Origin of the sequence: Halorubrum xinjiangense (genome assembly GCF_900102375.1) — an archaeon.
GTDB lineage: Archaea > Halobacteriota > Halobacteria > Halobacteriales > Haloferacaceae > Halorubrum > Halorubrum xinjiangense.
The window spans coordinates 1-15,046 of record NZ_FNBO01000017.1; the positions used below are offsets into that span (position 1 = coordinate 1).

At 67.6% G+C, this 15,046-nt stretch carries 14 protein-coding genes and 2 pseudogenes; 9 read left to right on the plus strand and 7 right to left on the minus strand.

What is annotated here, in order from left to right; translation table 11 throughout:
* Nucleotides 1–91 precede the first annotated feature (91 nt).
* The gene (locus tag F3H13_RS14660; protein WP_149799742.1) at nucleotides 92–505 is read right to left on the minus strand and encodes a helix-turn-helix domain-containing protein; all 414 of its coding nucleotides are present in this window, start codon (nucleotides 503–505) and stop codon (nucleotides 92–94) included.
* A gap of 334 nt (nucleotides 506–839) precedes the next feature.
* Here F3H13_RS14660 and F3H13_RS14670 point away from each other — a divergent pair.
* Nucleotides 840–3,053: pseudogene (locus F3H13_RS14670) on the plus strand (nucleotide sugar dehydrogenase); the annotation flags it as partial.
* 3 nt (nucleotides 3,054–3,056) lie between these two features.
* A pseudogene (locus tag F3H13_RS16560) lies at nucleotides 3,057–3,551 on the plus strand (UDP binding domain-containing protein); the annotation flags it as partial.
* Between the two features lie 137 nt (nucleotides 3,552–3,688).
* Here F3H13_RS16560 and F3H13_RS14675 read toward each other — a convergent pair.
* Nucleotides 3,689–4,780 carry a PspA/IM30 family protein gene (locus F3H13_RS14675; RefSeq protein WP_149799744.1) on the minus strand — a complete coding sequence of 364 codons (1,092 nt, stop codon included), beginning with the start codon at nucleotides 4,778–4,780 and terminating at the stop codon, nucleotides 3,689–3,691.
* 311 nt (nucleotides 4,781–5,091) lie between these two features.
* Between F3H13_RS14675 and F3H13_RS14680 the strand changes: the two genes are divergently transcribed.
* Entirely contained in the window at nucleotides 5,092–5,982 is an 891-nt protein-coding gene (locus tag F3H13_RS14680) for a hypothetical protein (protein WP_149799745.1), read from the plus strand.
* Between the two features lie 63 nt (nucleotides 5,983–6,045).
* On the opposite strand, the gene F3H13_RS14685 is transcribed toward F3H13_RS14680, so the two are convergent.
* Nucleotides 6,046–6,489 (minus strand): VanZ family protein, encoded by a 444-nt coding sequence (locus F3H13_RS14685; RefSeq protein WP_149799746.1) that lies wholly within the window; start codon nucleotides 6,487–6,489, stop codon nucleotides 6,046–6,048.
* 127 nt (nucleotides 6,490–6,616) lie between these two features.
* Between F3H13_RS14685 and F3H13_RS14690 the strand changes: the two genes are divergently transcribed.
* The 3 genes from F3H13_RS14690 to F3H13_RS14700 all read left to right on the plus strand — a co-directional run bounded on the left by F3H13_RS14690 (nucleotide 6,617) and on the right by F3H13_RS14700 (nucleotide 9,298).
* Complete coding sequence (locus tag F3H13_RS14690; RefSeq protein ID WP_149799747.1) at nucleotides 6,617–7,717, plus strand: DUF4330 domain-containing protein; 1,101 nt, start codon at nucleotides 6,617–6,619, stop codon at nucleotides 7,715–7,717.
* Between the two features lie 61 nt (nucleotides 7,718–7,778).
* Nucleotides 7,779–8,423: a hypothetical protein gene (locus tag F3H13_RS14695; protein ID WP_149799748.1), complete on the plus strand. Its 645-nt coding sequence runs from the start codon at nucleotides 7,779–7,781 to the stop codon at nucleotides 8,421–8,423.
* A gap of 47 nt (nucleotides 8,424–8,470) precedes the next feature.
* The gene (locus F3H13_RS14700; RefSeq protein WP_149799749.1) at nucleotides 8,471–9,298 is read left to right on the plus strand and encodes an undecaprenyl-diphosphate phosphatase; all 828 of its coding nucleotides are present in this window, start codon (nucleotides 8,471–8,473) and stop codon (nucleotides 9,296–9,298) included.
* A 68-nt stretch (nucleotides 9,299–9,366) separates the two neighbouring features.
* Here the strand turns inward: F3H13_RS14700 and F3H13_RS14705 are convergent, their stop codons facing one another.
* Complete coding sequence (locus F3H13_RS14705) at nucleotides 9,367–10,101, minus strand: G protein-coupled receptor family protein (protein ID WP_149799750.1); 735 nt, start codon at nucleotides 10,099–10,101, stop codon at nucleotides 9,367–9,369.
* A complete protein-coding gene (locus F3H13_RS16565; RefSeq protein WP_149799751.1) occupies nucleotides 10,094–11,689 on the minus strand; it encodes a methyl-accepting chemotaxis protein in 1,596 nt (531 codons plus the stop codon). Before F3H13_RS16565 ends, F3H13_RS14705 begins: the two co-directional genes overlap by 8 nt.
* Before the next feature lie 158 nt (nucleotides 11,690–11,847).
* Here F3H13_RS16565 and F3H13_RS14715 point away from each other — a divergent pair, with 158 nt between their 5' ends.
* Nucleotides 11,848–12,297 carry an acyl-CoA thioesterase gene (locus tag F3H13_RS14715; protein ID WP_149799752.1) on the plus strand — a complete coding sequence of 150 codons (450 nt, stop codon included), beginning with the start codon at nucleotides 11,848–11,850 and terminating at the stop codon, nucleotides 12,295–12,297.
* Between the two features lie 70 nt (nucleotides 12,298–12,367).
* Entirely contained in the window at nucleotides 12,368–12,547 is a 180-nt protein-coding gene (locus tag F3H13_RS14720) for a hypothetical protein (RefSeq protein ID WP_149799753.1), read from the plus strand.
* Between the two features lie 86 nt (nucleotides 12,548–12,633).
* On the opposite strand, the gene F3H13_RS14725 is transcribed toward F3H13_RS14720, so the two are convergent.
* Both F3H13_RS14725 and F3H13_RS14730 read right to left on the minus strand, forming a co-directional pair.
* A complete protein-coding gene (locus tag F3H13_RS14725) occupies nucleotides 12,634–13,431 on the minus strand; it encodes an ABC transporter permease (protein ID WP_149799754.1) in 798 nt (265 codons plus the stop codon).
* On the minus strand, nucleotides 13,428–14,513 hold the full coding sequence (locus F3H13_RS14730; RefSeq protein ID WP_149799755.1) for an ABC transporter ATP-binding protein: 1,086 nt from the start codon (nucleotides 14,511–14,513) through the stop codon (nucleotides 13,428–13,430). Before F3H13_RS14730 ends, F3H13_RS14725 begins: the two co-directional genes overlap by 4 nt.
* 56 nt (nucleotides 14,514–14,569) lie before the next feature.
* Here F3H13_RS14730 and F3H13_RS14735 point away from each other — a divergent pair, with 56 nt between their 5' ends.
* Nucleotides 14,570–15,028 carry a hypothetical protein gene (locus F3H13_RS14735; protein ID WP_149799756.1) on the plus strand — a complete coding sequence of 153 codons (459 nt, stop codon included), beginning with the start codon at nucleotides 14,570–14,572 and terminating at the stop codon, nucleotides 15,026–15,028.
* The last annotated feature ends 18 nt before the right edge of the window (nucleotides 15,029–15,046 follow it).

Genomic DNA, 15,046 nt, shown 5'->3' on the forward strand with positions numbered 1-15,046 from the left:
ACCTCAAGAACGGGTCACGTCGTAAACCACAATATCCCAACCCAGCGGCACGGTGCCGTGGGAATCCTCGCGCTTCAGCGCGGGGAGGATGTCAATCATCCGATCCGTCCGCCTCGTTCTCTAGCGCTTCCAGCTCCGCATCGAGCTCCTCGTCAGTCCGCCCGTCACCGATCCGCTTCTCTGGTGTCTCGGGAGTCGCCTCCTCGTCACGGTGGTGGCCGAACATTCGATGGGTTTGATCGAGACTGGAGACGTAGCGCCGGACGTCTTCGCGATCGCTGAGGGCATAGTAGTAGCCGTCGTCGGTTTTGCCCACATAGCTGTCGTCGTACAAGCGTTTGAGCGTGGTTGTTGCGGTTCCCCGAGGGACTTCGAGGGCTTCTGTGATGTCTTTCGGAGAGTACCCCCACTCGGAGTGTTGATAAAGGAATTCAACGATGGCTGACTTCGTGGTCCCCGGTCGAAGGGCGAGTTCTGGATCGTGGTCTTCGAGGAGGATCGGCATAATGTAATCAAGTGTAGCCAGTTGTGTCACAAATCTGTTTCGGTCAGAGTACGCACGTCGGTACGACGAGACCGACGCCGGCCACTCGCTTACGAGCATCGCATCGGGGCAAAACGCACGGTGAACGCCTGATCACCGGGGCTCAGCATCCAGTCGGGGCGCAGCATCGGCCTCGACGGCTGGCGAATCGACGTCGACTACCCCGAGAAGCGCGACAAAGCCGAATGGAGCCTCGCCGGCGACGAGACCGCAGAATCCGACACCAGCATCGAGGACGACGCCGAGCCCGACCCGGTGCCAAACCCTAAAGCGCCCGTCCCCGAACTCCTACCTAATGCGTGTGAGTATCGTCGGCAGCGGCTACGTGGGAACGACCGTCGCGGCCTGCTTCGCCGACATGGGCCACGAGGTGGTGAACGTCGACATCGACGAAGAAATAGTCGCCGCGATCAACGACGGCCGCGCGCCGATCCACGAGCCCGGCCTCGATGAGCTTCTCGAAGAACACGGCGGCGACGCCCTCACGGCGACGACCGACTACGCCGCCGTCCGCGACACCGATCTCACGTTCCTCGCGCTCCCGACGCCCGCGAACGACGACGGGAGCATCGACACGTCAATCATCGAGGCGGGCGCCGAGACGCTCGGCGAGGCCCTCGAAACGAAAGACGGCGACCACGTCGTCGTGACGAAAAGCACCGTCGTCCCGACGACCACCGAGGAGACGCTCGCGCCGATCCTCGCCGAGGCCGCCGGCAAGACGCTCGGCGAGGACCTCCACGTCGCGATGAACCCCGAGTTCCTCCGCGAGGGAACGGCGGTCGAGGACTTTCAGTCACCCGATAAGGTCGTGTTCGGCACACAAGACGACGACGCGGTCGCGCTCGACGCCCTCCGCGGGGTATTCGAACCGCTCCTCGACGCGACCGAGGCCGCGGTCGTCGAGACGGGGATCGCCGAGGCGGAGATGATCAAGTACGCCAACAACGCGTTCCTCGCGAGCAAGGTCAGCCTCATCAACGACATCGGAAACATCTGTAAGCAGTTCGGCGTCGACGCTTACGAGGTGGCCGACGCGATCGGCCTCGACGACCGCATCGGCGAGCAGTTCCTCCGCTCCGGCTTGGGGTGGGGTGGGAGTTGTCTGACAGTCGATCAACGCGTTCTAGCGAAAGACGAGGCGGGTACGAGACATCTCACGCTCGGCGAGTTCTTCGACGAATACGTCTCCGACGGGACCGTCGACGATGTTTCGGTACTCAGTCGGTCAGAGCAGGGTGAATTCGCGTTCAAGTCCGTCGAGGTGGCGACGCGCCGCCGATACGACGGTCCGTTACACACGATCCGGACGAAGATGAACAAACGGGTGACCGTCACGCACGATCATCCGATGCTGACGCTCGAGGGGAACGATACCGCGGTCAAGCCGGCTGCGGAGCTCGAAGAGGGAGATTCCGTACCGGTGTTGGCCGATCTCCCGAGCGATCCCGTTTCGGAGTTTGACCTCATCGAGATCGTTGACGAGTCGCCGGACTTCGAAAACGATCGGGTGTATCTGAAGCCGTCGACGCCGTTGGAGGCGAACAAAGACGAGGTGTACGAGGTGCTTCGCGCGTATAACCGTCAGTTCGATTATCACAAGCTCTCCGATCTCGTCCGAGATAACTACCTGCCGCTCGACGCGTTCCTCACCTACGAGGAGGAGTTGCCGGTCGAAAGGGAGGAACTGTCCCTCTACACGACGCGGGGCGGTGGGCAGACGTACGTGCCAGCCATACTCCGCGCGGACGAGCGGTTCTGGCGGTTCATCGGGTACTATCTCAGCGAGGGTCACGTCAACGACGACACCTCTGGACACGGCTCGACTACCCGAAGACGGATTCAGTTGAGTTTCCATCCGAGCGAGGAGCCCGAGTACGTCGGCGATGTCGAGTCGTACTACGAGGATCTGGGAATTCGGTACCAGACTCGACAACAGGAGACCACGACGGAAATCTGCGTCTCCAGCCGGGTCTTCGCCGCGTTCCTCGAGTGGCTCGGCTGTGGTACCGGGTCCTACTCCGCGGCGATCCCCGACGACGCGTTCCAAGCGACGGCCGACGAACGCGTGGCGTTGCTTTCTGGACTGTTCCGTGGTGACGGGCATATCGAGTACACTAATCACTCGAACGCCGTTGTCTACGATTACGGCTCCGTCAGCGAGGAGCTGATCGACGGGATGACGCTGCTGCTCCACAGTCTCGGCATCGTCCCGAGCTACAAGACCTCGCAGTCGGCGAAGTCGACGCGACCGGCCCACTTCTTGCGCGTGAGTTCGAAACGGCAGATCGCGGCGCTGAAGGAGCTGTTCCTGCCCGAAGAGCAAGACCGGATCAACGACCGGCTTGACGCGTACGAGCGGGACATCGCGCCGACGGGGCACACGGCGGACGGCGGATTTACCTCAGTTCCGGTTCGCGATGTCACCGTCGAAGAGACGACGACTGATGTGTACTCGCTGGAGGTCGCCGAAGACCACACGTTCGTGACGACCGACGGACTGGTCGTTCACAACTGCTTCCCGAAGGACACGAATGCGATTATCGCCGCGGCGAAGGAGACCGACTACGACCCCGAGCTGCTCGAGGCCGCCGTGCGCGTGAACGACGGGCAGCCGGAACGGCTGCTCTCGCTGCTCGACGAGCACGTCGACGTGAGCGGCGAGCGCGTCGCCGTCCTCGGGCTTTCATTTAAACCGGGCACCGACGACGTCCGGAACTCCCGGGCCATCCCCGTCATCGAGGGGCTTCAGGCGCGCGGCGCGACCGTGGTCGCGTACGACCCGGTGGCGACGGAGAACATGCGCGCGCACTTCCCGGGCGTGGAGTACGCCGACGCGGCGGCGGCCGCGCTCGACGACGCGAGCGCGTGCGTCGTCTGTACCGACTGGGACGAGTTCGCCGCGCTCGACATGGAGTTCGACGCGATGGCGACGCCGGTCGTCGTCGACGGTCGCCGCGTCGTCGAGCGACGAGACGGACTCATCTACGAGGGGCTCACCTGGTAGTCACTCGGAGCGACGACGCCACAGTTCGCTCGCGACGACGCGACCGTCGCCGTCGCCGACATCCCTCGTTTCGGCGGCGATGAGTGCCGATCTCCGAGGGGGCGCGGCGCTCCGATCGGTCCCGCCCAGTACAGCGATCAAACCGTGGCGTCGTACCCGAAAGTGGTTTGATCGATGCGTCGTTGGACGTCGCTCCGGGCCGTAAACGAGATCGCCCCCGTCCGCTGGCAAGAGAGCGCCACGAGAATCGGGACGTCGGCCTGATCGATCGCCGTCGACTCGAAGCGGTCCCGGACAGGAGGGGTTGGCTCGGAGCCGTCAGTGTCGACAGCCTTCGGACCCGCCGCTTGACCGTGGAGATCCCCGACAGTGGCGATCTCCTTGTCGGAAAGGGCGTCAGTGGTGGCGGCCGACAACCGCGAGAATTCGGCAAGCGGTCCGGAGACGGCGAGGGCGTCAGCGTCAGACGAAACCTGGATCGGCTTCTCGAAGACGGGGAGATCGCCGTCGATCAGCTCAAGCGCCTCCTCGAACCCGTCGCGAGCCTGCCGGTACCGGATCTTAGCGACGGTCTGTTCTCCGTTTACGTGTGCTCGCACCGCCGTTTGGAAGCTGTTCTCGGCGGCTGTGAGACGGGTTTTAACCGTTTCGCGGCGTTCTTGTAGTTCCGTGATTTGTCGTTGAGCAGCCTGAATATCGGTCAGGGCCGCTTCGATTGCGTCGTGGCGGTCATCACCGGCCGGGAGTCGCTCGAGGACCGTCTGGTACCCGGTGCTCGCGGTCTCGTACTGCTCGGTCGCCTCGTCAAACGATCCATCGCTGCGGGCACTCGCGGCGGCTTCGACGACGTCCTCGCAGTTCTGAATAGCGTGATCGATGTCAGTCGGGTGAGTTGGGTCAGTGAGTTCCGGGTCCGGAACCGCCGCAACCGCTGTCTGGAGGGTATCGATGAATTCCCCGTCGGGGTCGTGTAGTTCATATGTGAACGAGTCGTCGACGGTTTCGAGTGTAATCTCCCGACGGCGCTCGCCCGGGAGATCGACGCGATCGGCTTCAATCGACGTAACGGACGTTAGCGGCACGGAGACCAGCGTGGCATCGATCAGCTTCGACACGATGATAAAGAGGTTATCGGAGGTGACGGCCAGCCACACGGTTTGCGTCAGTCCGCCGGTCGTTGTTTTAACGGCGGCACGGAACGTCTCGGCCTCGGTGATCGCATCGACCACATATCCTCGGATAGCGTCCGGAAGCTCGTTTTGTTGTGTACAGTACTGAGTCATCTAGATGACATGTTCGTTGGTGACGAACTTGGATGTACCGGCGGGATACCGCTACACACACTACCGGCAGGATGCCGTTAAACACGCACACAAAGACTACCCTTCGTGGGATTCGATATCGACGAGTATCCCGAGCGGACCCGCTACGCGACGTTCTCTCACGGTTGACGCCGTGGACGCACTCCTTGATCAGCTGTAGCGGGCACTAGTGTTAGCAGTTCAATAGTTTCATACGTCGCGCCTGCGGACCGCGGACCATGCTCCAGAGCTCGTATACCTTGTGGATCGGCGGAATCGTCGTTGGGATGCTCATATTCGCTCTCGCACTGCTCTGGCTGATAGGGATTGCCGGAGCGAGCGGCGAAGAGACCCCCGCTGAGCGCGCCCCACACGAGACGGATTACACCACCGACGCCACGTCGGTCGATGAACTTCGATCTGAGGCCGAAGCGTTCCGCGAAACGGCTGCCGATGCCAGAGCGGACAACGACTTCGACGAGGCGATCGACGCCTACGGCGCGGCAGTCGCCCGATATCAAGCGATTCTTGACGAGCTCGACACCGGAGCCGCGGAGTCACATGAAGAGATTGAACAGTCTATCGACGCGACGCGTGAAGAGCTAGAGACGGTTCGAACGCTCAACGATCACCGACAGGAGCTTCTGGAGACACTGAAAACGGCCGAGCAGAGCTTTCAGGTGGCTATCGTCGCCTACACTGAGGGGAGCCAAACGCTCGCTCGGATACGGTTCCGGCAGGCACGAGATTCGTTTGAGAGTGCACTCGACCTCGTTGAGGGGGCCAACGAGGAGCTGCTTTCCCCGCCCGTGGAGGTGAGTGTCGAACCGGATCGGACACTGCCATCGACGATGTTGGATGAGCTTCCAGCGGTCCCGGAGCCAGCGACGGCGTCGCTAGCCGACGCCGGAGTTGAGACTGTTACAGAGCTTGAGAGCAGCGAAGAACCGCCGTCGCCGCCTGCTGTCGTCGAAACGCTGGTGGCCGAAGAGGACCTCGACGATGAAGCGGCAACGACACTCACACTGCTTTCGTGGGTTGACGGCGCCGACACCCACGAGTTCGGTGCCACGACAGCCGTTTCGCAACGACATGAACAGGCCGTTTACGGGTTCACGCAGAGTTCGTAGTCGAGGCGAGGCACGGGGCACGAATCGTCGTCGAAGAATCTCGCACCGTCTGGACTGTGGGTGTTAGAGTGGCATCTCGACTTCTTCCACTCGTCGAACCCGATAGAACCGGACCCACCGCGTCAGCGCGCGCCAGCACACAGTGGCGACGGCGGCCCCGACAGCGTTCACGAGCAGGTCGCCGAAGTCGGCGGTGCGCGCGTCCAGCGTCGACTGGAGCAGTTCGATGCTCCCGCCGTAGCCGACGGCAAGCAGGAACACGACCACCAACACGGAGCGGTCGCGCCACGGCGAGTCCTGAAACGCGTATGCGAGCGTCACTGCGAGTCCGGCGTACGCCAGCGCGTGGAGCCACGTGCTGTAGGGGAGCACACCGAGGGGCCCGGTCCGGATCGCGCCGCTGCCGGGGGGTGTGAACACGGAGTAGTAGAGGATTGTCGACGCGACCGCGACCACGCCGCCGAGGCGGAGCCACCGCGGAACGAGCGGGAGTCGGAGCCGACTCATCGTACCAGTCACCTCCGACAGCGCGGGCAAAAGGCTACGGATCCGCTCCCCGAGCGCGGGGCGAACGAATACGCTTTTTACCCGCGCCCCGGTGGTCGTTGATAATGCCGCGCTCGGAGGGACCTCCATGGAACTGATCGACGACGAGGGACGACTGTTCGGTCAAGTCAACGTCATCGACGCGCTCGTCGTCCTGCTGATCGCCGCCGTCGTCGTTGCGGGCGCCGCGTTCGTCCTCACGGACGACCCGGAGCCGGCACCGGAAACGGACACCACCTACGCGACGCTCGATGTCGGCACCGTCTCACCATATATTGTCGACGCAATCGAAGAAGGCGACACCCACAGCCCGAACGACGCCTCGACGCTCCGGATCACGGACGTTCACCTGACGCCACAGGGCGCGAACACCCGTGTGGTACTCCGGGTCGCACTTGAGGGTGAACTCAACGACCAGGACAGCCTCATCTACGAGGGCGCCCCGCCGCGACTCGGCCGCACGCTCGGTATCGCCACCGACCGGTACCAGATCAACGGCCAGATCCGCGACGTGGGCGACAGCGACTCGCTCACGACCGAACAGCAGCGCGTGCTGCTCTCGAGTCGGGTCGACGCGGGCACCGCAGAAGACGTGACGCCCGGCGACGAGATCCGCCTGAGCGACCGCACCGTGGCCCGGGTCGAGAACGTCACGACGTACACGACCAACCGACCGACGCGCCGCCAACTCCTCGTCGAGGCGACGCTCACCGGCCACCGCCAGCAGGATCGACTCCGGTTCGGCGGCAGTCCGGTCAGACGGGGTCAGTCAGTCACGCTCTCGACAAGCGAGTACACGTTTAACGGCCGGATCGAGCAGGTCGGCGGCGACATCAGTCTGGGAGAGACCACGACCCGGACCGTCACCCTCCGGATGGAAGACGTCCGCGAGGACTTCGCGGACGCCATCGAGCCGGGCATGGTCGAACGCACCGGTGACACCACCGTCGCACGGGTCACCGGCGTGGAGACGGAGCCCTCGCTCATCATCGCGACGGGCGAGGACGGCAGCGTCAACGTCGTCGACCATCCGGTCAACCGCGAGGTGACGATCACCGCGGAACTCCAACTCCGGGAGACGTCGAGCGGGCTCGCGTTCAAGGGCGACCAGATCCGCCAGGGGTCGACCGTCACGCTCGATCTCGGCACGGCCACCGTGGAGGCGACGGCCGTCTCCGTGGAGCGGTGACCGCACCACCGGCTTGCCCCAGTCGCAACACACATGAGCGTCAACCCGAAGATCCACTCAGATGAGTGACGAGACGGAGGCGGGCGCGCCGCCTGAGGGCCTCCGGCGGGCAGCCCACCGCTCGCGTCTCGGAAAGCTGTGGCGCCGGACGGCCGCGGCCGTGCGCAGCTCGTACCTCTACCGGTGGCTCACCGCGGAGCCGGACCCGGAAGTGATCGTGATCGACCTCCGGGAGACGTGGACGGTCGGCCCGTTCATTCGCCTCCTCGACGCGATCCTCGACCGACTGCTTCCCGCGCTCGACGACTCCCGCCTCGCGGCCGCGGCCCGCACCGTCGTGCGGCGCACGCTGGCGGCGCCGGCGGTCGTCACCGGGGTGGCGCTCCTCGCAGCGGGCCTCGGCCTCGGACTGGTGAGCGTCGCGGCCGGAACGCTCGGGACGACTCGGCTCGGCGTCGCGGTCGCTCTCGCCGTCGCCGGCGTCGTCGCCACTCGCGAACGACGGAGCTGGGCGGAGCTGCGCGAGACGCGGCCGGTCGAACTCCTCGTCGCCGCGCTTGAACCCCCGGAGCCGCCGGATCGATCGGGATCGGACGGCGAATCGACCGACCCGGCGCCCGAAACGGTCTCATCGGACAGCACAGCCGACGCCGCAGCCCCTGAACAGGCGGCGGAGACTGACGAGCAGTCTCGCGCCGACCGGTAGCCCGCAACCGGGGCTTTTTAGCTTCCATCCGACTTCCGTTTCCGATAGTGACTACGACGGAGCTGCTCGTTGCGATACTCGCCGGAATCGTTCAGGGCGTCGTCGAGTGGCTCCCGGTGTCGAGTCAGGGGAATCTCTCGCTCGTGCTCACGCTCGTCGGCACCGACCCGGCGGTCGCCGTCCAGCTCGCCTTATTCCTCCAGCTGGGCACGACGCTGTCGGCCGCGACCTACTACCGCGCGGAGATCGCGACCGTCCTCAAGGCGCTGCCCGGCTGGCGCCCCGCGACGGCGTACGACGCCGACCACGCGATCGCGACGTACATCGTCGTAGCGTCGCTTTTCACCGGGCTCGTCGGAATCCCGCTGTACGTCCTCGCGGTCGACCTCGTGAGCGATCTGACGGGCGGCGTCTTCATCGCCGTCATCGGGGTCCTCCTCGTGATCACCGGCCTCCTCCAGCGGGCCTCGGACAGCGTCAGCATGGGTGGCCGGGAGACGCCCTCGCTCGTCGATTCGATCCTCGTCGGCAGCGCCCAGGGGTTCGCCATCCTCCCCGGGATCTCTCGGTCGGGAGTGACCGCGAGCACGCTGTTGTTCCGGAGCTACGACCCGCCGACAGCGTTTCGGCTCTCCTTTCTGCTGTCGATCCCCGCGAGCGTCGGCGCGGCCGCGCTCACCGTCGCGGGCGCGGGCGGCCTCCCCGGAATCGCGCCGGTGCCCGCGGCGGTCGCGCTCGGCGTGAGCGGCGTCGTCGGCTACCTGACGATCGACGCGCTCATGCGCGTCGTCGAGCGCGTCCCGTTCGCGACGGTGTGTTTCGCGCTCGGGGCGCTCGCGATCGTCGGCGGGGGCGGGATCGCGCTGCTCGTGTGAACTGAATCACGCGACGTTAACCCGTCTACGGAATCAATCGGCTGCGCAAAAGATCCGATTCCGCCGCCTCAGTCCGCGCTCGACACCGACACCGTCGCGGCCGTGCCCGGGTCACCACCCTCCTCGCCAACTCCGGCCTCGGCTTCGGCCGCGAGCGTCTCCACGTTCGCGAACACGAAGCCGGCGAACCCGACCCGGAGGAGGAGGTCGAGGTACTCTAAGGTCACCGTCGCGGTGAACTGATCGAACAGCCCGGCAATCTGGAGCATCGCCCACGCGATCAACACGCCGAAGGCGAACAGCGCGAGGTTCCGCGTCTTCTTGTAGAACAGTTCGCGCTCGGGCGGCTGCCGCGCCGCCGCGCTCGCCACCGGTCCGAAGAACAGCCCGAGCAGCGTCGCGTACCCGACGAGGATCCCGAGGGTGCCCGCCGTCGCGAGCGCGCCTTCGAACACCTCCGCGAAGTCGTAGCCGAGCCGCATCGCGACGGTGATCGCGACGACCCCCGCGACGTACCGCCGACTCGCGCCCGCGACGAACGCCGCGAACCCGAACAGGAACGGGTACGCCACGTAGTCGGTGAGCAGCTGGCCGCCCTCCAGCGTGCCGCTCGCGACCGAGAACGCCCCGATCCCGGCGCCCCAGAGTCCCACGCCGATTCCCGCGAACGCGACGACGGCGGCGAAGGGGTAGCAGTACCGACGGAGTTCGGGGGGCTTGCGCCGCGCCAGCGCGAGCAGCACCACCGCGGAGACCGCGTAGATCGCCGCCGAGGCGAACCGCACCGCCGACGGCTCAATCATCGGCGCTCACCTCCGCGTCGCCGGCGGCGCCCGCCGGGGGCTCCGTCCCCGTCGCGGTCGTCGCGGCCGCGACGTCGGCCGCGTCTCCGCGCGTCTCGAACTGGGCGAGCCGCTCGGTGAGCGACGCGGTGCGCTCGGCGAGCGCCGTCGCCGTCTCCGCAAGGTCGCCGACGGTCTCGGCCGTCTCGTCGGCGGTCTCCGCGAGCGACCGCGCGCGGTCGGCGGCGTCGGTGGCGGAGCCGTGGACGGCCTCGACGCGCGCCGCGACCGACTCGATCCCCTCGGCACCCTCGTCGGTCGCCCGCGCGATGTCGCCCATCGCGACGTCGACGTCCTCGACGGTGCCGGTGAGCTCCTCTATCGCGTCGCCCGCGGCCTCGACCGCCGCGGTCGTCTCGTCGAGCTCGGTCATCGTCCGGTCCATCTCGCCGGCGACCGCCGACACGTCCTCCGTCACCTCGCCGATCGTCGCCTCGATCTCCGTCGTCGAGGCGCGCGTCTCCTCGGCGAGCTCTTTCACCTCGTCGGCGACGACCGCGAACCCGTCGCCGTCGCCGCCCGCCCGCGACGCCTCGATCGAGGCGTTCAGCGCGAGGATGTTGGTCTGCTCGGCGATGTCCGCGATCACGTCGGTCGTCTCCGCGACGCCGTCCATCCGGTCGTCGAGCCCGGCCACGAGCTCGTCGAGCTCCGTCAGCAGGTCGCCGATCGCGGCGATCGCCTCGACCGCCTCGGTCGCCCGCCGCTCGCCCGCCGCGCCGAGCTCCGCCGCGGCGCTCGCGTCGCCCGCCACCTCGTCGGTGGTGGAGGCGATCTCCTCGACGGTCGCGGAGAAGTCGTCGGTGTCGGCGGCCGTCTCGCGCAGCCGGTCGGTCTGCTCGTCCAGCTCGTCGGCCAGCTCGCGCATCTCGTCGGCGACCTCCTCGTTCATCGCGGCGACCTGGTCGGCCTCCGACGCCATCTCCTCGCTCGTCGCCTCCACGTCGCCCGCGAACGACTGGATGTCCTCGACGGTCGCCGAGAGGCCGCCGGTCATCTCGTTGTACGCCGCCGTGATGCGCTCGATCGCGTCGACGTCGCTGTCCGCGTCGAGCCGTCGCGTGAGGTCGCCCTCGGCGGCATCTTCCATGGCGCCGCCGATCTCCTCGGCGCGCTCTAAGAGGGTGTCCGACAGCGCCTCGGCCTCCTCACGGGCTGACTCCGCCTCAGACTGCGCCCGCTCGGACTCCGCGACGGCGTCCCGGAGCGACCGCCGGGTCTCGTCGAAGGCGTCGAACAGCCGCCCGATCTCGTCGCCGCGATCGGAGCTCGCGCTCGCGTCGAACTCGCCGCGCCCGACCGCCTCGGCCGTCTCCGTCAGCCGCCGGAGTTCGACCGCGACGTTGCCGACCAACACGATGCCAAGGAGTCCGAGGTTCAGCGTGACGACGACGCCCACCGATGTCAGCGCCGCCGTCGCGGCCGCCGACGTTCCGACCGTCGCCACGTGCCCCGCAAAGAGGGCGACGAAGCCGAGCGTCACGCCAAGCGTCACGAGCACGGCCGCTCCGACCCGCCGCCCGTACCGCGCGGTGATCGCGTTCAACATCTGTTGTTCGACCGAAGCGAACTGCCCTATTTATGAGTGAAGGCCGAGTTACAGAGTCTGATAAATAGCGGGCGAGCCGGAGGGAACTGACACCGGGCTCCCCCGGGGGCGAGACGGTCGAGGGCGGTGTTTTTCCCGCAGCCGCGCCACCGACGAGTATGCCCAGCGTCAGCGACACGTACATCGAGAACCGCCAGCGCGTCCAGCCGACCCACACGAACAACTACGAGTCGGCCCACGGGGGCAACGTCGTCAAGTGGATGGACGAGATCGGCGCGATGTCCGCGATGCGCGCCGCCGGCGAGACCTGCGTCACGGCCAAGATCAACGGGCTCGACTTCAAGCGGCCGGTCCCGCAGGGCGACACCTGTGTCATCGAGTCGTACGTGTACGCGGTCGGGCGCACGAGCCTCCGGACACGGATCCGCGCGTACCGCGAGTCGCCGCGCACCGGCGAGCGCGACCTCACCACGGAATCGTACTTCGTGTTCGTCGCCGTCGACGCCGACGGGAGCCCGACGCCCGTCCCGGAACTGGAGGTCGCGGGCGAGCGCTGCCGCGAGCTCCGCGACGAGGCGCTGGCCGCAGAGCCGGACGAGGACCGGTAGGCGAAGCAGGGCCTCGCTCCGCGGGGCCGGAAGCGACACGCCCATGTGACCCTGGAGTCGTCGATCAGATATGCGGAGAGCCGTCGAAGTCCTCCTCGCGGGCGCCGCGGCGGCCGGCGTCGCGGTCGGGCTGTTGGTCACGGTCGGTGCGTCGACGGCGCTGATCCCGACCGGCGCGCTCGGCGCGGCGATCCCGGTCGCGCTGATCTACGTCGTGGTGACGGCGAACGGCAGCGACGGGTCCGGGTAGCTGCCCCTCGGCGGCGTCTCACCGGCTCCGTCACCCGCGTCCTGACGGCCCGTCGCGCGCGACGAGCCCCCGTGCGACCCGCGAGGTCAGTAGTCACCGAGCACGCCGAGCCGCCGCGCCCGCCCCGTCGCCAGCTGGAAGACGAGGTAGCCGCCGAACAGGTAGCCGACCGCGACCGCGACGAGCAGCGCCAAGTCGGCGAGCGGGAACTCCCACAGTCGGATCCCGTCGACCATCGCGCGCTGGAGCATGGCGCTGCCGTGCGCCAAGGGGAGCACGCGCGTCCACGGGAGGTCGAAGACGGGCGCCGAGATCAGCGCGACGAAGCCGAACTGGAGGAGGTTGAGCCAGTTGCCGATCCGCTTGTACAACACCGTCACCCCGCCGGCGGCGAAGCCGAGCCCGAGGACGGAGACGATCGACAGCCCCGCAACGGTGACCACCGTCACGGGCGCAAGGCTGAGCCGCGTCCCGGTCGCGAGGAGCATCACCGCGAGGATCACCGCGCTCGTGAGGAACGTCCGCACCACCTTCGCGACCCCCTTCAGCAGCGCGACAGGCGCGAAGCCGAACGGCGTGGTGATGTGGCGTTCTAAGGTCCCCCACTGTACCTCGCTGCCGATGTCGTTCGACACCGACGAGTACGCGCCCACCGACAGCGTCCAGAGGAAGTAGCCGACGACGATCCCCTCGATCGAGTCCGCCAGGGCCTGCCCCGCGAGCAGTTGCCCGCCGAGGAACAGCGCGGCGAAGAAGAACAGCGAGACGACGATTCCCCCGATCGCGTTGGCCGGGTACCGCACGAAGATAAGAAACTCGCGGTACAGCACCGCCCGCGCCAGGTGGTAGTACGTGGCCGGGCGGGGCTCCTCGTCGCCGCTCACGAGGACTCACCCCCGAACGCGGCACCGGCGTCGCCGACCGCACCGGGCGCCGTGCCGGTGCGTTCGAGGAACACCTCCTCGAGGTCGGGCTGGACCGTCCGAATGTCCGAAACGGTGACTCCGGCCGAACGGAGCGCGTCGGTCAGATCGTACAGCCGGTCGCCGCCCGCCGCGACCGTCACCGCGGGCGGGCGCGCGTCACGGTCGACGCCGACGACCTCGACCGCCTCGCGGAGGTCGGCGACCGTCTCCGCGTCGAGGTCGGGGCTCGCCACGCGGACGACGTCGCTCGCGGCCGCGCCGAGCAGCGCGTCGACGGTGTCGTCCGCGACGATCCGACCGTTCGATAACATGACGACGCGGTCACACACCGCCTCGATCGTCGTCATGTCGTGGCTGCTGACGACGATGGTGAGCCCCTCCTCGGCCGCGAGCCGGCGCAGCTCCGCCCGGAGCGTCCGCGCGCTCTCGACATCGAGCCCGAGCGTCGGCTCGTCTAAGAAGACCAGCTCGGCGCCGCCCGCCAGCACGCTCGCGAGCGACACCTTCTGTTTCATGCCCCGGGAGAGGTCGCGGACCGGCGTGTCCGCCTTGTCCGCGAGGTCGAGCCGGTCGAGCAGCCGGTCGTGGCGCGCCGCCACGGAGTCGGGGTCGACCCCGCTGATCGTCGCGAAGTAGCGCAGGTTCTCTCTGACCGTGAGCCGCCAGTAGTCGTTTCGCGCGCCCTCCAACATCGCGTCCACGTCGGCGTAGGCCGCCCGCCGGCCGTCGCGCACGTCGTTGCCGAACACCCGCACCGAGCCCGCGTCGGGGATGACGATGCCGAGCGCGCACTTTATCAGCGTCGTCTTGCCGGCGCCGTTCGGCCCGAGCAGGCCGACGACCGAGCCCCGCTCGACGGTGAGGCTCACGTCGTCGACGGCGACCACCGCGTCGTCGCCGTCGCCGAACCGCTTCGTGAGCCCCTCGACCGCGAGGGCCGGGGGGCCGGACCGGTCGGCGACCGACTCCTCGTCCCGTGCCGCGGCCGTCTCGTCGCGCTCGCGGGGACCGCCGCGCGCGCTCGTCGCGCTCCGTGCCATCGCTTCCCGGTACGCGCCGGCGGCGGATATATCCGCGCTCGCCGGCGACTCGAAACGTGGACCTCGACCGATTCGCCGCGGACGCCCCGGCGGACGACGCGCCCGGCGACGCCCGCGTCTGCGTCGTCGCGACCCAACCCGAGACCTTCGAGCGCTGCCGCGCCGGGTTCTACCCCGCGCCGCGCTCGTACGACCGCACTCGAGCGGCGTTCGGCTACATGGCTTTCTACCGCACCGCGCCGGTGTCCGCGATAACCCACTACGCGCGCGTCGTCGACCGGGCCGAGCAGACGCGCGGCGAGCCGGGCCCGATGGACGAGACCGACTGGGCGGCGCTCATCGACCCGTTCTCCGCAGAGCGCGTGGTCGTGGTCTTCGAGCTCGACGACCTCGTCCCGCTGGAGCGCCCCGTCGAGAACGACCTGAACGGCGTGCGCGGCGCGTGGTACTGTACGATCGACGAGCTCCGCGCCGCGGGGACGCTGTCGGGACTGCGCAAGCGGGCGGACGCCTGACGCGGCGGCCGGGAGCGC